Origin of the sequence: Candidatus Amarobacter glycogenicus (assembly GCF_016704105.1) — a bacterium.
Taxonomy (GTDB): domain Bacteria; phylum Chloroflexota; class Dehalococcoidia; order Tepidiformales; family Tepidiformaceae; genus Amarobacter; species Amarobacter glycogenicus.
On sequence record NZ_JADJAT010000001.1, the window covers coordinates 869967 to 887337 of the forward strand.

Genomic DNA, 17371 nt, shown 5'->3' on the forward strand with positions numbered 1-17371 from the left:
GGCTATTCCCCCATCAGCCGGTGCATGCGATCGACGAGGACGGGGACGTACCACTCGAAGTCGGCACTGGCGGGATTGGAGGCGGTCGCTTCGAGGAAGTGCATGTAGAGGCCTTCGAGGATGATGGCAAGCTTGTAGACCGCGAGCACATGGTAGAAGGCGAAGTTCTTCATCGAGGTACCGCTCTTTTCGGCGTACATCTCGGCCATCTGATCGACGGTGGGGAACCCTTCGCGAGTGGTGAGGGCAGGGCCCTCGGCGCGACTGCGCGTGCCGGGGGGATCCCCCGGGTCGCCCCAGGTCGAAAGCAGCCAGCCGAGGTCAGCGAGTGGGTCGCCAATCGTCGCCATTTCCCAGTCAAAGATCGCGATGAGTTCGGGCCGGTCCGCCCGGTACATGACGTTGTCCAGCTTGTAGTCGCCGTGGACAACGGAGACGCCGCCGGCGGCCGGGATGCGCGTCTTCAGCCAGGTTGTGGCGGAATCGAGGCCCGGCAGAGGGCGGGTGCGAGGCTGGGTCAGCTCCCACTGCTTGCTCCAGCGTTCGACCTGGCGGGGGAGGTAGGAATCGCCTTTGCCGGTGAGGCCGGCGGCCTGGTAGTCGACCGAATGGAGCTCGACGAGCGCCTGGACGATCTGTTCGGCGACGGCGGCGCGTCCGGGCGGATTGTCGTAGGCGGCGGGCATTTCCTGGCGGATGACGACGCCGTCGGCGCGCTCCATCAGGTAGAAGGGGGCACCGATGACGGAGGTGTCTTCGCAGACGGCGACGGGACGGGGGACGCGGGCGCGGCCATGGAGGGCGGAGAGGTAGCGGTACTCGCGGATAACGTCGTGGGCCGTGGGAAGGAGCGGTCCGCGCGGCGGGCGGCGCAGGACCCACCGCCGGGCGCCGCAAGTCACATAGAAGGTTTCGTTGGAGAAGCCCGCGACGTGTTTCTGGACATCGAGCGGCTCGGTGGCGCCGGGCACGTTCGCGCGGACGAACGCCTGGAGGGCGGCAACATCGATCAGCTGGTTGATGGTGTCATCGGCCATTCTGGGAACCCCGAATCAAGACGTGTGGTGGTCCCGCTCCGGAACAACCTGCTGAGTCTTGCCCGAGAGGTTCCGCCCGTCAACCGGGACGGATCCCCGACGGTAGCTGTCGCCTGGGGGCGCTAGACTCGGGGAAGAGGTGAGGATTGAGCATAACCAGGACCTCGGCGACGCACCCTTTGCGAGTCGGTTGGCTGCCCACGCCCTGGCTTGGCAAGGTCGGTTTGACGTTCGCGCCGGGGAAGAAGCACCTCGAGGCGGCCACGGGAGCGTGGCAGCGCGACCTGGCCACGGACATCCGTCGTCTGCGCGACGAGTTTTCGGCCGATCACCTGGTCTGCCTGGTGGAAGATTCCGAACTCAAGGAGCTGCAGATCGAAGGCCTCGGCAGCGCGGCGCACGCGGCGGGCATGGCGTTCCATCGGCTGCCGATCCCCGATGGGTTTACGCCGAGGGACGTGGGCGCGACGTCGGTGCTGGTCGCGCAGATCGCGGGATGGGCGGGATCGGGAGAGGACGTGGTGATCCACTGCAAGGGGGGGCTTGGCCGGGCGGGTACGATCGGAGGGTGCGTCCTCCGGCAATCAGGAATGGACGTACCAGCAACGTTCGCGGCGCTGGCAGCCGCCCGCGGGCCGAACTGCCCGGAAACCAAGGGGCAGAGGGACTTCATCCAGGCGTTCGTGCCCGCTGCGCCAGACCAACGTTCACGAGTATTTGGTGCGGTGCTCGGCGCGGCGGTAGGAGACGCGCTGGGACACCCTACCGAGTTCCTGAGTCACGACGGGATCACGCGGACGTTTGGCCCGTCGGGCGTCAGCGGCTTCGAGCTATGGTGGACACGGGGCACTCATCGATTCGCGCCGTACACCGATGACACGCAGCTGGCGGAGATTGTCCTGCGAGCGCTCGTGCAGCACGCCGATAGCCCAGGTTCGCTGGACGCGGTAATGGAGGCGATTGCCGCGAATGTGGCGAGGTGGAGCGTGCAACCGCAGGGCGGCCACCGCGCTCCCGGGAATTCGTGCATGGCCGGAGCGGAAAGGCTGCGCGCGGGAGTCCCATGGCGGCAGGCGGGCGGGCCAACGCGGGCGGGTGCGGTTCGGTAATGCGGGCGTACCCTTTCGGGCTCCTGCTCCGCCACGACGTCGCCCGCGCTGAACAGTGGGCGGTGGAGCACTCGCGAATGACACACCAGGCCCCGATCGCGCTGGCAGCGTGCGCCGCCATGGCGGTAGGGGTCGCCGGCGAAGTCCGCGGGGACGCCCCGGGGGAAGTGCTCACGGAGATGGTGGAGGCCGCCGGCAGATACGACGCCGGGACGGCGAGGATGGCGGAGGAAGCCCTGGCGGACGCGGCGAACGGGACCGATCCGGTCGCGGTACTGGAGCGGCTTCAGGGCTGGGCAGCCCACGAGGCGATCGCAGCTGCGATGTTCGTAGTAGCGCGGCACGAGCGCGACCTCCCCGGCGCGCTCCTCGAAGGGGCGAACGCAGCAGGCGACAGCGACAGCATCGCGACGCTTGCCGGGGCTCTACTGGGGGCCCGGCTCGGCATCGAAGCGTTGCCAGCGGAGTGGCTGCGGGACGTGGAGCGTTCCAGCGAGCTTCGAACGCTCGCGGCAGAAGCGTTCGATGTGATCGAGGGCCGGTAGGTCGAGCCCGACCGGGCATCGGGGGCGGCTAGGAGTCGTCGCGCTGTCCGCGCAGGAATTCCTCGATATCGAGGACCAGATCTTCGCCGCGGGGGAGTTCGGAGTGGGGCTCGGCATCGGCACCGGAGTCCATCGCCCGTTCGAGTTGCTGGACGTAATCCTGGACTTCCGGGTTTCCACTGAGGGCGGTGTTCACCTCTTCGACGAAACGGTCACTTGCGGAATCGAGTTCCGAGAGGTCCCACTCCATCCCGATGATTGCCTGGAGGCGCCGGAGCAGCGCCGCCGTGGCCGGGGGATTCTGCGAGGTGGTGATGTAGTGGGGAACGTTGGCCCAGAGGCTGGCGCCGGCGAGGCCCGCTCCACGGATGGCATCGTGGAGGACGCCGACGATGCCGGTCGGTCCTTCGTAGCGGGACGGCTGCAAGTCGAGCCGGCTTGAGACTTTCGGGTCCATCGCGCTTCCGGTGACGCGCGGAGGGCGGCTGTGGGGTACATCGGCGAGGAGCGCACCGAGCGAGACGACAAGGTCGGCGCCAACCTCTTTGAACAACTCGGTGTGGGCTGCGGCGAAGCTGCGCCACCTGAGCGCCGGTTCGGTGCCGATGAAGATGACGACATCGTGCGGTCCGGTCGGGTTGCGGGCGTAGAAGAAGTCGTTGGAGGGCCAGTTCACTTCGCGGTCGCCGCGGGCGGTGATACGGACGGACGGGCGCTGTTCTTTGAAGTCGTAGAACGGTTCCGCATCGATGGTGGCGAACTTGCGGGCGCCGAGGCGGCGGACGATGAAGCGGGCAGCGTTGGTGGCTGCTGAGGCAGCGTCGTTCCAACCGGAAAAGGCACAGACCACGACGGGCGCTTTGAGACCGGGCTGGGCATCGACTTTCAGGAAATCCACCCGGAGAGGATACCAAGGGAGCGGAGCGGTGTCAGAGAGGGATGGGAACGATACCGGGCGCCCGGGCGCCGCCTCCGCTACAATCAGAACATATGAGCGATCGCGCTACGGTGCTCCACGTCGACCTCGACGCGTTCTACGTATCGATGGAGTTGCTGCGCCACCCGGAGTTGCGGGGTGCGCCGGTGGTTGTGGCGGGCGGACTCGGGAACCGGGGCGTGGTGAACACGGCGAGCTACGAGGCACGAAAGTTCGGTGTGCGGTCTGCGATGGCCGTGAGCCAGGCACGCCGGCTCTGTCCGCAGGCGGTCTTCCTTGCTTCGGACTATGCCTACTACAGCAAGGCGTCGAAGCAGTTTCACGCGATCCTGCGGGACTTTACGCCGCTGGTGGAGCCGGCCGGTTCTGACGAGGCCTATCTCGATGTGCGCGGCACGGAGCACCTCTTCGGTGCGCCGGAGGCGGTCGCTGCGACGATCAAGCGGCGGGTGCGCGAGGAGATCGGCATCTCGGCATCGATCGGGGTGTCCGTGAACAAGCTGGTCTCGAAGGTGGCGAGCGACGCCGGGAAGCCGGACGGACTGGTTGTGGTGGCGGAAGGGACGGAAGCTGCGTTCTTCGCGCCGCGCCCCATCCGGGAGCTCCCGATGGTGGGACGGAAGACCGCGGAGATACTGGGCGGGCTCGGCATTCACACGATCGGCGACATCGCGAGGACACCGGAGTCGGCGCTGGTGGCGAAGTTTGGAAGACACGGCGCAGACCTGCGAACGCGAGCCTTCGGGATCTACGACGCCCCAGTTGTTTCGAGCCGGGGTGACGCCAAGTCGATCTCCAGGGACATCACGTTCGATGAGGACGAACCGGACGGCGACCGGCTGCGTGCCGTCCTCCGTTCGCAGGCGGAACGGATATCGCATGAACTGGTCAAGAGCGGTAAGGCCGCGCGGACGGTCAGCCTGCGGCTGCGGTTCCCTCCGTTTGAAACGCTCTCGAGGTCGGTCACACCGCAGGTGACGGTCGACCTGGCGGATGAGATCTACTCACACGGGTGTGCGCTCTTCGAGAAGGCATGGGACGAAAACGAGCGACGGCCGGTCCGGCTGATTGGGATCGGAGTCCACAACATCGTCGAGCGAGCTCGCCAGTTGCGGCTCGGGGAGACACTCGAGGCCGACCGGCTGCAGGACACCGTCGAATCGCTACGCGACCGGTTCGGGGACCTGACCGTGCGGCGGGCGAACGAGCTTCGCAGCCCCTACCGGCACCACGGGCCGGACTACATCCCACCGTTCACGGCGCCCAAGTTCGATGCTGAGTTACCCGAAGGCGCCGCCCCGGAGATTGGGCACGGGGACGGGGAGGATTGGGAGTAGCACACAGCAAGACCATGGCGCTAGCCGGTGACACCTTGACGGGCCGATGGCCCTATAATCCTGACCAACTTTAGGGGGGTTTGATAAGTGCCTGGTGAACCTGTCCGCCAGAACTGGCTGACCCTTGGGGCGGCGAGCGCGCAACTCGGAGTCTCAGAGTCGACGATCCGCCGGTGGGCGGATGTTGGCGAGATCCGCTCGTACCGCACGCACGGCGGCCACCGCCGCATCCTGGAGGAGGACCTGCTGGCGATCGTGGCGAATGCGGGCGTGGCTGCAGCGGCGCGCGATACCGATCGGATCAGCGACCTTGCGCTGGCGCGTGTGAAGAGGCGCATCACGCGCGGCCGCCAGGGCCACAGCCTCGACCACTTCACGACGATGAGCCCGGAGGCGATCGACCGCCTGCGACTGCTCGGGCGGCAGGTGGTGGACCTGTTCGCGCGCTACATCGCGAGCGATTCGAAGAAGGAACGGTTCACCGAGGACGCGCGGACGATTGGCCGCGAGTACGGACGTTCGCTGGTGAGCGAGAAGGTCGGGCTGACGGCCGCGGTGGCGACGTTTAACTCCATGCGGCGTTCACTGGAAGAGACGGCATCGCAAATCGCCATCGAAGCGGGGCTCTCGACGGACGAAGCTGTCGAGGCAGTCGAAAGCACGCTCGAACTCGCCGACCAGATCCTGGAAGGCATGGCATCGGTCTACGAGTCGGCCTCGGGGTGACTCTCATCCCCGGCCCTTCTCTCAAGAGGAGAAGGGCCGGGGAAAGTCCTGGGCAACTAACTGCGCGGAAGGCCGAGGCCGCGCGTCGCGATGACGTTCCGGTTCACCTCGCTGGTGCCTGCCGCGATGGTGCTGGCGACCGAGCTCATGTAGGCGTGGGTGATGCGCCCCTTCATGATGGCCATCGGCGAGTCGTGGTGGACGGCGCCGATCATGCCGAGCAGGTGCATGCCAGTCGACGCGATGCGCTGACCCAGTTCGGCGCCGTAGTTCTTGCTCATGGAGGCTTCATAGTTCGGGACGCCGCCGCGCTTCTGGATGCTGATGAGGCGGTAGGAGATGAGGCGAGCGATCTGGGCTTCGACGGCGCGGTCGGCGAGTTCGTTACGGACGCGCTTGAGGCGGTGAGCGAGCCCGGCGCCGGCGGGGGCCGACTTCACCATGGTGACGATGTCGTCCACGAAGTGGCCATGGCCGATGGCGCCGGCGATATTGCTGCGCTCAAAGTCCAGGAGAGCAGCACCGACGTACCAACCGCGGTTTTCTTCGCCGACGATGTTCTTGGCGGGCACACGGACGTTGTCGAAGAATTCCTGGTTGAAGACATGGTCGCCGGCCAGCGTGATGAGGGGCTGGACAGAGATGCCGGGGCTCTTCATGTCCATGAGGAGCATGGAGATCCCTCGGTGCTTCGGGGCATTCGGGTCGGTACGGGCGAGGAGGAACATCCAATCGGCGCGGTGGGCGCCGGAGGTCCAGATCTTCTGGCCATTGACCACGTAGTCATCGCCGTCGCGGATGGCGCGGGTCTGGAGCGAGGCGAGGTCGGAGCCGGAGCCGGGCTCGCTGTAGCCCTGGCACCACTGGACCTCGCCGGAAGTGATGCGGGGGAGATGTTCGCGCTGCTGTTCTTCGGTGCCGTAGCGGATGAGGACGGGGCCGAGCATTTGGACGCCCGAGCCGCCAGTCTGGGGAGCGCGGGCCATGGCCATCTCTTCGCTGTAGACGAACTGCTCGATGACGGACATGCCGGCGCCGCCGTACTCCTTGGGCCAGTGGGGCGCAGTCCAGCCTTGCTTGCCGACGGCCGTGCGCCAGCCTTTCATGGCTTCGACGATTTCGGGGTCGTCGGGCTGTTCGAAAGCAGATACGCCCTTCAGGGCAGAGGGGAACTTGGAGCTAATGAAGCTGCGGACCTGGGACCTGAAAGCGGCCTCTTCGGGCGAATCGCGAAATTCCATGCAGGAACCTCCAGTGTATGCAGGGAGCCTACTCCGATTGCGGATGCTCCGCTGCGATAGGCGGGTTGTCGGAGCGGAGCCTTTCAGCCGACTATCCAGACGATGACCGAACAGATCACCTGTGAACGGACCGGGGCGGCGCTCGCGACCAATCTGCGCAAGGCCAGCTCGCCCTGGGCGCGGTTCCGTGGGCTGATGCTCGCGGCACGGCTTGCGCCAGGCGAAGGCCTCGACATCAACCCGTGCGGCTCGATCCACATGATGTTCATGCGGTTCGCGATCGACGCGGTTTTCTACGACCGCGACGGCAAGGTAACGAAGGTAGCGCGGCGGGTGAAGCCGTGGGTAGGGCTTGCCTTCGGGGGGAAGGGAGCAAAAGGTGTGCTGGAGCTGCCGGCGGGCAGCACCGGGGACGTGGCGCCGGGCGACGTGCTGATCCGGAGCGCCTCGGGAAGCAGGTAAGGGCCCTGCTAGACCCCGGCGCAGCCGGGCAGGGTGAAGTAGGCAATCACGAGCGCGATGCCGAACAACATCTGCTTCATTACTCCGAGGTATCGGCGGGCGGTGGCGCGTTCCACAGGGTGTCCGCACAATCCTTCAATGTCCGACGATCCGTATGCCGCCGACGCGGCTTTCTACGACGCAATTCACGGCGACTTCCGAGAAGACACCGGCCTCTGGCTTTCGTTCGCAGGGAGGACCGACCAGCCTGTGCTCGAAGTTGGTTGCGGCACGGGGCGAATCGCGCTGGAGCTGGCCCGGAATGGGCACGAAGTCACGGGGATCGACCCATCGGCGGCGATGCTGGCCATCGCGAGGGCGAAGGCCGAGGCGGACGCGCTGGAGGTGTCCTTCATCGAAGGGCGGGCGACCGAGCTGGCATTGGAACGCGAGGGGTACGGCCTCGTCCTCATCCCGCTTGACGTGTTCCTGTACTGCCAGGACGGCGAAGAACAGGTGTCGTTGTTGCGGACACTGGGCGAGACGCTTGTCTTCAACGGCGCCCTGGCGATCGACCTTCCCGGTCCGGCCGCCGGGCTCGACCCGGACACGAACGGACAGCAGATGCTGGTGTTTTCGGGCGAGACGGAAGACGGCCGAGCGTTCGATTGCTACCACCTGCACGAAGACGACCTGGCTCTGCAAACCCGCCACCTGCGCGTCACCTACGAAACGATTGGCTCGGACGGGCTGGTCCGGCGGCAGATCGGCGAGCACGAACTCCGATACGTGCACCGCTTCGAGCTGGAGTACCTGCTGGCGCGGTCCGGGCTGGTGCTGGCTGATGTCTACGGTGACTATGACCTGGGGCCGTTAACGAACAACAGCGAACGGATGATCGTGATTGCACGCAGGAGTGACGGATGACCGCTCGAATTGTGGTTGATGCCATGGGCGGCGATAACGCTCCCGGCGAGATCGTGGCGGGCGCGCTGATGGCGGCAGGCGGACTCGGCGTGGACCTGATCCTTGTCGGCCGGAAAGCGGCGATCGAGGCGGAACTCGAAGGCGCCCAGGCGAAGAACCTCAAGATCATCGATGCGGCGGACGTCATCGAGATGGATGAACACCCGACGGAGGCCGTCAAGAACAAGCCCGAGAGCTCGATCAACGTTGGCATGCGGATGGTCAAGAGCGGCCAGGCAGACGCTTTCGTCACGGCGGGGAACACGGGCGCGAGCATGGCGGCGGCGATGCTCACCCTGGGGAGGATCAAGGGAATCGGGCGACCGGCGCTAGCAACCATCTTCCCGACCGGAGAGGGCCGGCTCACGATGTTGCTCGACGTGGGCGCGAACGCCGACTGCCGGCCGATCCACCTGCTGCAGTTCGCCTACATGGGTGCGGCGTACATGGAGCGGATGTTCAAAGTGCAGAACCCCAAGGTTGGGCTGCTCTCGATCGGCGAAGAGGACTCGAAAGGCAACCAGCTGACGGTCGAGGTGAACCAGGCGCTGCGCGCCAGCCGCCTGAACTTCATGGGCAACGTCGAGGGCAAGGACCTGACGAGGGGTGTCTGCGACGTGGCGGTAATGGACGGATTCACGGGGAACGTGGTCCTGAAGACGGCCGAAGGGATGGCAGAGTTGCTGCTCGGCGAAATCCGGAAGGCGGTGGAGTTGACGCCGTGGAACCGCGCGGCCGGCCTGATCTTGATGTCAGAACTGCGAAAGGTGAAGCGCCGGCTGGACTACGCGGAGTACGGCGGCGCCCAGCTGGTCGGTGTCGAGGGGATCGTCGTCATCGGGCATGGGCGCTCCAACGCGCGGGCCGTGTTCAGCGCGATCAGGGCCGCCCGGGACGCGGTCGACAACAAGGTCGTCGACACGCTCCGGGGGATCGCGAAGGAGATCCCGGCGAAGACCACGAAGGTCGGCAGCGGAGACGCCACGGACGATGGCGACGACTGACCGGCACGGACGGTAGACTCGGGAGCGTGACTGCGGCCCTGTTGAACGAACTGCGCGCCATCGCCGGTGACGCCCATGTGCTCACCGACCCGGACCTGCGCGCCAGTTATGAGACCGACTGGACCCGGCGCTACCAGGGCCGGGCGCTGTGCGTGGTGCGGCCCGGTTCGACGGAGGAAGTCAGCCGCGTGGTCCGTGCCTGCGCGGCGGCCGGGGCGGCAGTCGTCCCGCAGGGCGGGAACACCGGGCTTGTCGGGGGCAGCGTGCCCCGCGGCGGCGAAGTCGTCCTCTCTCTGCGGCGGCTGGCAACCATCGGTGACTTCGACACGGTCTCCGGCGAAGTGACGGCCGGGGCAGGTGTGACGCTCTCGTCGCTTCAGCAGCACATCCGCGAAGGGGGCTGGGCATTCGGGGTGGACCTGGCATCACGCGACAGCGCCACAATCGGCGGGATGGTGGCGACCAACGCGGGCGGCATCCGGGTGATTCGCTACGGGGCGATGCGGCGGCAGGTGCTCGGCTTCGAGGCGGTGCTTGCCGATGGCGGCATCGTGCGACGGATGCCGGGGCTTGTGAAAGACAACACCGGATACGACCTCGGGCAGCTGTTGGCCGGGAGCGAAGGGACGCTCGCTATCGTAACGGCGGTGCGGGTCAGGCTCGTGCCGCAACTCGAGCGGCGAACCGTGGCGCTGCTCGGTGTACGGGAGCTCGCCGGGGCGCTCGAGGTGGTCGCGGCAGTCCGGGGCGAGTTGCCTTCGCTGGAGGCCGCCGAAGCGTTCTTCCCGGAGGGCGTAGAGCTGGTGTGCCGGCACGCCGGGATGGGGCTGCCGTTCGCGACGCACCCGGGCTGTTACGTCCTGGTGGAGTGCGCCGGGAGGACGGACGAATCGGCGGAACTCGCCGAAGTGCTCGGCGGATGCGCGGCCGTCGAGAATTCGGCGATGGCGAGCGATGCGGCCGGGCGGGCCCGACTGTGGGCATACCGCGAACGGCACACCGAGGCGATCAACGCCGAGGGCATCCCCCACAAGCTGGATGTCACGCTGCCGCTGGCGCGTCTGGCGGAGTTCGAGGCGCGCGTGCGCGGAACCATCGCAGCTGCGGTAGCCGGGGCACGGCCGATCCTCTTCGGGCACGCGGGCGATGGGAACCTCCACGTCAACATCCTTGGGCTCGATCCCGACGACGACCGCGCCGACGACGCCGTGTTCCGGCTCGTTGCCGAACTTGGCGGCAGTATCAGCGCTGAGCACGGAGTGGGCATCGCGAAGCTGCCATGGATCGGGCTGACGCGGTCAGCGGAGGATCTCGCGGCGATGCGCGCGATCAAGAAGGCGCTCGATCCCAGGGGGATGCTGAACCCCGGAGTCATCTTCCCGCTGGAGTGAGCCGTCGCTGGATTTCGGCGCGCACCGCAACCATGGCCGTCTGCAGGTTATCCACATCCCTCTCCATGTGGGGTTCGGCGAAGACGAAGACGCAACGAGTGACGGGACGTCCGAGGGCAGCTTCGAGGACAACGGCATATGCCGCTCCCTGAAGGCGGTAACGAGCCATGGCCTCCGTGACCTGTGCCTCGCTGCGCACCGAATCCGTCTTGTAATCGACCACTACGAGCCCGGCCGGGGTCTCGTAGAGGAGGTCGATGAACCCTTCGACCAACGTCTCCTCGATCGGTGCCCCGACGTAAAGCTCCCGCCAGTGGCGACCGGTGAGGGCCTGGCGGACCGCTGGAGAGGTGCGGCAGCTCTCGACGAGCCGGGCGATCCGATCGGCCTCGTCTGCCACGCCCTCGGCAACCGCCTGGGTGCGCGCGATTTCTGCCAACCCGGCTCCGGTTGCGAGGTCGAGCGTTTGGAGGACGGCGTGGACGGCGCGGCCGACGGAGGTCCCGGCGCGGCCCTTCTTCCATGGCTGGTCTTCGACGTGCGGTTCGGGCTCGACTTCGGTGGACGAAGGGGGCTCGCCGTGAGCGATGGTGGTAGCGGCAAGGACGCGTGCCAGCCCGAGCCGCTCGATGCGCCCGGCGCGTTCCGCGATCCATGCGTCGCGGTCCTCCCGAGTCTGTTCGGGCCCGGCCGCCGCCGCCTCGCCGGGGCCGATCCCCAGCCCGCGGCTGTAGGATGACCAGTCCGGGAACTGTTCCCGAAGGGCGTACAGGCACTCGGCGACGGCGCAGCTGCGGCCGGCGTGGCGCCTGGGATGATCCGTTTTCGCGGCGTGGTAGAGGCTGACTACCAGGCGTTCCTTCGCTCGGGTGGCGGCGACGTAGAAGAGCCGATCCCGTTCCAGCCAGCTCTGCGTTTTCTCCGCCTCGGAGTAGTCATCGTAGCCGGGCGTCTGGAAGTAGGACCCCTGGACACCGATGCGGACGGCGACAGACTCGTTACCGGAGTCCGCGGTCCGCCAGGCGACCCGAGGCTGGATGAATGTCCGCTCCACGCCGAGACCGGCGAGGATGACGATAGGGAACTCGAGTCCCTTGGCGGCGTGGACGGTGAGCAACTTGACTGCGTCGTCGTCCGGTTCGTTCGCAACGGCCTCGGCGATGAGGGTGCGCTCTTCGGCCTGGGTGCGAAGCCACTGGACGAACTGGCGGAGCGATGCGACGGTCCCGGATTGGCCCAACGAACGGGCCTGTTCGGCGACAAAGCGGAGGCGGCGCCACGCTTCGCGGGGACGGGGGCTGGCGACGGAGAGTTCGAGCAGTTTGCGGCCAGCGATGACGCTTTCGACGAGGGCTCCGATGCTGACCGACCAGCGCGCAGCGTGGAACGCGGCGAGTGCCTCCATCGCTTCGCGGAGCGGCGCCGGCGATCCTTCTGGCACGCGACCCAGGTAGTCCCACCGGCCGCCGGCGTTCACGTGGGCGAGCAGTTCGCCATCCTGGACGCCGAAAGCCGGGGACCGCAGCGAGGCGACAATCGCGACATCATCGGTGGGGTCATCGATGGCGGCGAGGATGTTGGTGAGATCGCGGATTTCCTGGGCCGCGAACAGGAGCGAACGGCTTTCGATGCGCGTGGGGATCCCGGCATCGGCCAGCGCGCGTTCGATCGCGGGGGAGTTCGTGCGGGTCGGGAGGAGGATGGCGATATCGGAGTAGCGGGTGATCGTGCCCGTCCCGCAGTCGCGGGCGAGCCAATTCTCCTGGACCGCGTCGATGACGGTGGCGACGATGGCCTCCGCTTCCTTCTTGCGGACGTCCGCAGCGCTTGTCTTCGTCTGGCCGCCCGTCGGCACGGCTTCACCGAGCAGATCGACGGCCGGGAGCTTACCTTCGGCACGGCCCGGTTCGAGAGCAATCCAGTCAGCCTGGAGAGCGTCGTGGCCCGGGGCGGAACCGCGGAAGAGCTCACCACAGGCCTCGTTTACCCACCGGATGATCGCGGGACGGCAGCGGAAGTTCTTTCGGAGGGCCACGTGGCGAGCCGAGAAGGCCCCCCGTGCGCGCTTGAAGAGGGCGATATCGGCCCGGCGAAACCGGTAGATGGACTGCTTCGGATCCCCGACGAAGAAGAGACGGCCGGGGTGTGCCGTGATGGCATCCCAGCTCGCGGCCGAGGGATCGTCGCTGGCGAGGAAGGCGGCCAGCTCGACCTGGATCGGGTCCGTGTCCTGGAACTCATCGATGAGGATGCGGGTGTAGCGCCGATGGAGGGCGGCGCGCACGGCAGGGTCATCGCGAAGCAAGTCACGAGCAAGGACGAGCAGGTCATGGAACTCGAGCTCGCCGGCGTTGCGGCGCTCCCCGGCGGACGCGATGACGAACTCGCGGACGTGGGGGAGGACGCAGCCGAGGACCCAGCTCCGGGCTCCCTCGAGCATCGCAAGCCGGGCTTCCTCGGCCTCGACGACGAGCTCCCGCATGTGTATGACATCGTCCCAGTTCGCAGCCTGGCCAAGCCGGGAAGTGACCCCGTTCTCGGCCGAAGAGGAGGCTATCGCAGGCATCCGGGAGAGCAAGCGCAGCAAGTCCAGCTCTGCCCTTTCGCGGGCTTCAGGGGTGCCGGCGGCGGCCTTTGCGGCAGCTATCTCGCGCAGGAAGTCGAGATAGCTCTCGAGGGAGTCCAGCTTGCCGGTTAGCGCGTCGGTCTTGCCCGGTCGGCGGGCAGCGGCGACCTCGTCGAGCGGGTCCAGGATGCGGGACGGCTCAAGCCGGGGCTCAGCGACTGCGGGGAGGTCGATTTTCGCGATACGCTCCCAGTTTTCATTGAAGATTCCGGCAACTTCCTGCAGGTCTCTCAGGCGGAGCCCGATCGTGAGACCGATGAGGAGTGGGCGTTGGAGGCCAGGCGATTCGAGCAGCTCATCGCGGAACCTGGACCAGCGGTCGCGGAAGGCGACGGTGGCCTGGACGTCGTCGCGGAGGGAGATCCGCGGCGGCAACCCTGCTTCGAGGGGATAGAGCGAGAGAATCCGCATCGCGAAACTGTGCAGTGTCTGGAGAGCGGCGCCGTCGAGTTCGTCGAGAGCTTGCGAATAGTGTTCGCGGCTCGCGGAGCGGGCGGGATCCTTGCTGGCCGCTTCAAGCTGTTCGCGGACGCGGTCGGCGAGCTCGGCCGCTGTCTTTTCTGTGAAGGTGATGGCCGCAACCTGGGAGACGGGGATCCCATCCTCGACGAGGGCGAGAATGCGCGAAACGAGCGCGGTGGTCTTGCCGGTCCCGGCACCCGCTTCGACGAAGAGGGTCTCTGCGGTTGCGCTGATGATAAGTGCACGTGCTTCGGCGTCAGAGAGTTCAGGCATCAGTCTCCTCCACCGCCGGAGACTCGCCATCGGCCAGGCCAGCGAAGGCCGCGAGGCCGGGGTCGCCCTTGACTTCCGCCCAGATCTCGGTCCGGTTCGCCGAGGGGCAAACGGCATCGTAGGGGCAGTACCTGCAGTTCTCCCAAGGGACGCCATAGGGACGGGTCTCGCTGCCGGGAACAGCGGGGAAGTAGCCGTTCGACATGGTCTCGACGAGGGTGGTGACGACTCCACTGAGGTTCGCGTAGGTCCGGTCATCGAGAACCACGGGCTTGCGTTCGAAGGCGGCGGATTCGCTGATGAACCAGTAGCTGGCGGTCACGGGCGGCGCCGAGTCCTTGCGGAAAGCCAAGGCGTAAACCGGCAACTGGAGGAACTGGCCACCCGCCAGCGGGTTTTCGGGCTTGAGATCCTTGTAGGTGGAGGAGCGGCCCGTCTTGTAATCAGTTATGACGAGTCTTCCATCAACGCCGGCATCTATCCGGTCGGCCTTGCCACGGAACAAGAGGGTGCCGCCATTGGCGAGCTGGAGCTCGGCCGGCGGATGGCCGGAGCCCATGCCAAAGGCCGCTTCGGCTTCGCGGAAGCGGAGGTGGCCTTGCCGGCGCTCCTTCAGTTCCTCAGCGAGTAGGAGGTCCAGGTCGCGCAGGAGACGGGCCTGTTCCGCCTGCCAGGTCAGGGCCTTTCCGGTGACGCCACGCCGTTCGGCGTCGGCAAACTCCGCGAAGGCGAAGTCGCGGAGGGCGGCGCGCTCAGCGGGCGACCAATCCGCTTCAGGTTCGGGCCGGTCTTTCGTGTGGTTGAAGAACCGCTCCAGGGTGGCGTGCATGATGTTGCCGATGGCGGCGGGTTCGATCGTGACGACTTCTTCCGGCCGTTCGACTTCGCCGACGCGGAGGATGTGGCCGAGGAAGTACTTGAACGGGCACTTCGCGAACGTTTCGAGAGCGGTGGGCGATATTGCGCGTTCTGGCCCGGGGACCGGGGCGGCTCCCTGGGGGACCCGGCCGCTCCAACCATCGAGGCGGCCACCGCCCCGGCGGTGGCGCGACTGACGGGCGGCAACCCCTCGCGCAAGGGGGTTGGCCTCGGCGCCCTGGAGGAGGAAGTGGCCGGGAAGGCGGCCCCGGTATCCGAAGAGACTGGCGAGGTCCCACTCCTGGAGCGAAGCGCGCTCGCCCGGACCGCGGAGGGCTGATTCGAACGAGTTGACCACTCGGAACCACGGGGGAGGTGCGGCGAGCAGCTTCTCGAGGCCGGCGGCGTAGACGGGGCTCCCGGCGAGGTTCGAGGCAGCCTGGAGCAGCCAGCGGGACGGCTGAGTGGCGCGCTGGGCTCTCAGGTCGCCCCGAGGCATGCTGAGGATGCGGATGGGCGCAGCCAGGAGGGCCGCCATATAGGCTCGCCGCTGGTCCGTGGGGAGGAGCCCCCCTGGTGGGAGTTCGCCGCCCGCGGCATCCCGCTCCTCTGTCGTGAGAATCGGATCATCACGCGAACCGGATGGCAGGATGCGCTCGACGAGCCCGAGGACGATGACCGCCTCGAACTCCATCTCCCCGACGAGCGAGAGCGGACCGATGAAGATGCCTTCTCCCAGCTTCCCGATCCGACCGAACGGAGCCGACAACGCTTCCTCGAGGGCGACGGCGAAGGCTGTCCGAGTCATCGGCAGATCGACCGCGGATGGAAGGGTAGCGCCGAGGGCCGCGACTTCTTCGAGCTGGCGCTTCACCCGTTCCCGGGCATCAAGTTGGACTTCATCTTCGAGTGCGTTCTCGGGGAGGTAAGCGTCGAGCCAAAAGAGGCCCTGGCTGGCATGCGCGGCCGCGGGCATCTTTGCGTCGGCCCCGAGTTCGTCATGCAGGGCGGCGATGAACGCCTTGAGGCTGCGAGCCCAGCGCGCGTTTCGCGAGTAGCTACTCTCGCCCTGGATACCAAGTGCGGTGGCCCGCTCTTCCTGGCCGGCAGCGTGGAGTTCGAGCCTGCTCTCCCACTGGCCCGCACCCTTTACGACACCCGCTTCGCGGCTGATTTCGTCCCAGCGGTGAGACGGCACTTCGCGGCCGTCGCGGTGTATGGGTGCGGCGGTGAGCCAGTCCATGACGACTTCACGGGCGTACCCCGGGTCGCCCGGGCCTTTCGCGGAGGCGATTCGCGGGAGCCCGAGGAGCGTCTGTCCGGCGACGGTCCGCGCGAGCGTGCGATTCGGTGGGCCGTTGTGGGGGAGGCCAGCGGAGGTGAGCGCATCATCAAGGAGAGCCGCGTAGTTCTCCTGCGAGCCGAAGGTGATGGCGATGCGATGGAGCGGCGTGCCGGCAGCGAGGAGGGCCATCGCCTGGCGAATCGCCTCGCGTACTTCCTCCTCGGCGTCCGTCGCGGAGACGATGCGGTGGGCGGCGGGCGGGCCGGGCTCGACGCGGGTGGCATCTCGGGCGTCCGGCAGTCGTTCGGCGAGCGCAGTGGTGACGGCATCGACGGCCGCATCGCCGGTGAGCCCGAGGACGGCGTGGACGCCGATACCCTGGGCGGAGGCGGCCGCCAGGAACCGCTGAAGGGCGGGAGCGAGCTTGCGGGGGAGGTAGAGGATGCCGGCGCCGATGGTCTCCGCGGCGGCCGGGTTTGCGACCGCCCGGGCGGCGGCATCCATCAGGTCGATCTCGTCGAAGAAGCCGCTGGTGAGGACCCGGTAGCGTTCGTAGAGGCGGATGACATCCGCAGCTCGGGGGCTCGTCCGGGCGAGGCGCTGTTTTGCGGCAGGGGTGACTTCACGGAGTTCGGCGAACACGCGCTGCAACTCGCGGGCAGTCGCGGGGTGTCCGGCGACCGCGCTGAAGACACCAGGCTCTTCGGAAAGTACGGCCCGCACTGCCTGGAAGCGGACCCATGGCGTGAGGGGGCTCCGGGCCTCGGCGGCGAGCGTCGGAGCTCCCAGGATCTCGGCGAGGCGGGCGGCAACCATGAAGTGAACGTTTACGACCGGGAGCGTGGCGGCGAGCGCCCGGCGCACGGAGAGGCCAGCGTAGTTGGAGGGCACAATGACAGTGACGGGAACGAGGGGATCCCGCGCCTTTTCGGCCGCGATTCGCGCGGCAAGAGCTTCTCGGGCAAGCCGCCCGTATGGGACCAGGTCTATCACGCGCGCGCCCGCCACCCTTCCTTGCGAAATCGTATCCGCAAGTGTCACCCAGTGTGTGTCGCCGCCGCGACAGATAACGACGAGTTCGGGGACGATACTGGTTTCGTGGTGTCACCGCACGCATGTTCTGCTAACCTGCT

The 17371-nt window shown here is 67.2% G+C and carries 11 protein-coding genes and 1 pseudogene; 7 read left to right on the forward strand and 5 right to left on the reverse strand.

What is annotated here, in order from left to right:
- Positions 1 to 2: 2 nt before the first annotated feature.
- On the reverse strand, positions 3 to 1037 hold the full coding sequence (locus IPG14_RS04435; RefSeq protein ID WP_343388251.1) for a phosphotransferase family protein: 1035 nt from the start codon (positions 1035 to 1037) through the stop codon (positions 3 to 5).
- 224 nt (positions 1038 to 1261) lie between these two features.
- Between IPG14_RS04435 and IPG14_RS04440 the strand changes: the two are divergent.
- Positions 1262 to 2691 (forward strand): annotated as a pseudogene (locus tag IPG14_RS04440) (ADP-ribosylglycohydrolase family protein).
- Positions 2692 to 2719: 28 nt separating this feature from the next.
- Here IPG14_RS04440 and IPG14_RS04445 read toward each other — a convergent pair.
- A complete protein-coding gene (locus IPG14_RS04445; RefSeq protein WP_343385363.1) occupies positions 2720 to 3589 on the reverse strand; it encodes a PAC2 family protein in 870 nt (289 codons plus the stop codon).
- A 92-nt stretch (positions 3590 to 3681) separates the two neighbouring features.
- Here IPG14_RS04445 and dinB point away from each other — a divergent pair, with 92 nt between their 5' ends.
- Positions 3682 to 4965, forward strand: coding sequence for a DNA polymerase IV (dinB, locus tag IPG14_RS04450; protein WP_343391004.1), 1284 nt, complete (start codon positions 3682 to 3684; stop codon positions 4963 to 4965).
- A gap of 87 nt (positions 4966 to 5052) precedes the next feature.
- Entirely contained in the window at positions 5053 to 5691 is a 639-nt protein-coding gene (locus IPG14_RS04455; RefSeq protein WP_343388254.1) for a helix-turn-helix domain-containing protein, read from the forward strand.
- Between the two features lie 56 nt (positions 5692 to 5747).
- On the opposite strand, the gene IPG14_RS04460 is transcribed toward IPG14_RS04455, so the two are convergent.
- The gene (locus tag IPG14_RS04460) at positions 5748 to 6932 is read right to left on the reverse strand and encodes an acyl-CoA dehydrogenase family protein (protein WP_343391005.1); all 1185 of its coding nucleotides are present in this window, start codon (positions 6930 to 6932) and stop codon (positions 5748 to 5750) included.
- A gap of 102 nt (positions 6933 to 7034) precedes the next feature.
- Between IPG14_RS04460 and IPG14_RS04465 the strand changes: the two genes are divergently transcribed.
- From IPG14_RS04465 to IPG14_RS04480, 4 genes are all read left to right on the forward strand, one after another.
- The gene (locus IPG14_RS04465; protein WP_343391006.1) at positions 7035 to 7394 is read left to right on the forward strand and encodes a DUF192 domain-containing protein; all 360 of its coding nucleotides are present in this window, start codon (positions 7035 to 7037) and stop codon (positions 7392 to 7394) included.
- A 138-nt stretch (positions 7395 to 7532) separates the two neighbouring features.
- Positions 7533 to 8300, forward strand: a complete 768-nt coding sequence (locus IPG14_RS04470; RefSeq protein ID WP_343391007.1) for a class I SAM-dependent methyltransferase — start codon at positions 7533 to 7535, stop codon at positions 8298 to 8300.
- On the forward strand, positions 8297 to 9343 hold the full coding sequence (plsX, locus tag IPG14_RS04475) for a phosphate acyltransferase PlsX (RefSeq protein WP_343385369.1): 1047 nt from the start codon (positions 8297 to 8299) through the stop codon (positions 9341 to 9343). Before IPG14_RS04470 ends, plsX begins: the two co-directional genes overlap by 4 nt.
- A gap of 26 nt (positions 9344 to 9369) precedes the next feature.
- A complete protein-coding gene (locus IPG14_RS04480; RefSeq protein ID WP_343391008.1) occupies positions 9370 to 10734 on the forward strand; it encodes an FAD-binding oxidoreductase in 1365 nt (454 codons plus the stop codon).
- On the opposite strand, the gene IPG14_RS04485 is transcribed toward IPG14_RS04480, so the two are convergent.
- Both IPG14_RS04485 and IPG14_RS04490 read right to left on the reverse strand, forming a co-directional pair.
- A complete protein-coding gene (locus tag IPG14_RS04485; protein ID WP_343391009.1) occupies positions 10715 to 14095 on the reverse strand; it encodes a UvrD-helicase domain-containing protein in 3381 nt (1126 codons plus the stop codon). The genes IPG14_RS04480 and IPG14_RS04485 overlap by 20 nt on opposite strands.
- On the reverse strand, positions 14088 to 17279 hold the full coding sequence (locus tag IPG14_RS04490; protein ID WP_343391010.1) for a PD-(D/E)XK nuclease family protein: 3192 nt from the start codon (positions 17277 to 17279) through the stop codon (positions 14088 to 14090). The genes IPG14_RS04485 and IPG14_RS04490 overlap by 8 nt, the downstream gene beginning before the upstream one ends.
- Positions 17280 to 17371: the final 92 nt, after the last annotated feature.

Excerpts from the sequence above, each read along its gene's own strand:
- IPG14_RS04485 (WP_343391009.1), bottom strand. The coding sequence starts at position 14,095 with ATGCCTGAACTCTCTGACGCCGAAGCACGTGCACTTATCATCAGCGCA.
- plsX (WP_343385369.1), top strand. The coding sequence starts at position 8,297 with ATGACCGCTCGAATTGTGGTTGATGCCATGGGCGGCGATAACGCTCCC.
- IPG14_RS04435 (WP_343388251.1), bottom strand. The coding sequence starts at position 1,037 with ATGGCCGATGACACCATCAACCAGCTGATCGATGTTGCCGCCCTCCAG.
- dinB (WP_343391004.1), top strand. The coding sequence starts at position 3,682 with ATGAGCGATCGCGCTACGGTGCTCCACGTCGACCTCGACGCGTTCTAC.
- IPG14_RS04460 (WP_343391005.1), bottom strand. The coding sequence starts at position 6,932 with ATGGAATTTCGCGATTCGCCCGAAGAGGCCGCTTTCAGGTCCCAGGTC.
- IPG14_RS04470 (WP_343391007.1), top strand. The coding sequence starts at position 7,533 with ATGTCCGACGATCCGTATGCCGCCGACGCGGCTTTCTACGACGCAATT.
- IPG14_RS04465 (WP_343391006.1), top strand. The coding sequence starts at position 7,035 with ATGACCGAACAGATCACCTGTGAACGGACCGGGGCGGCGCTCGCGACC.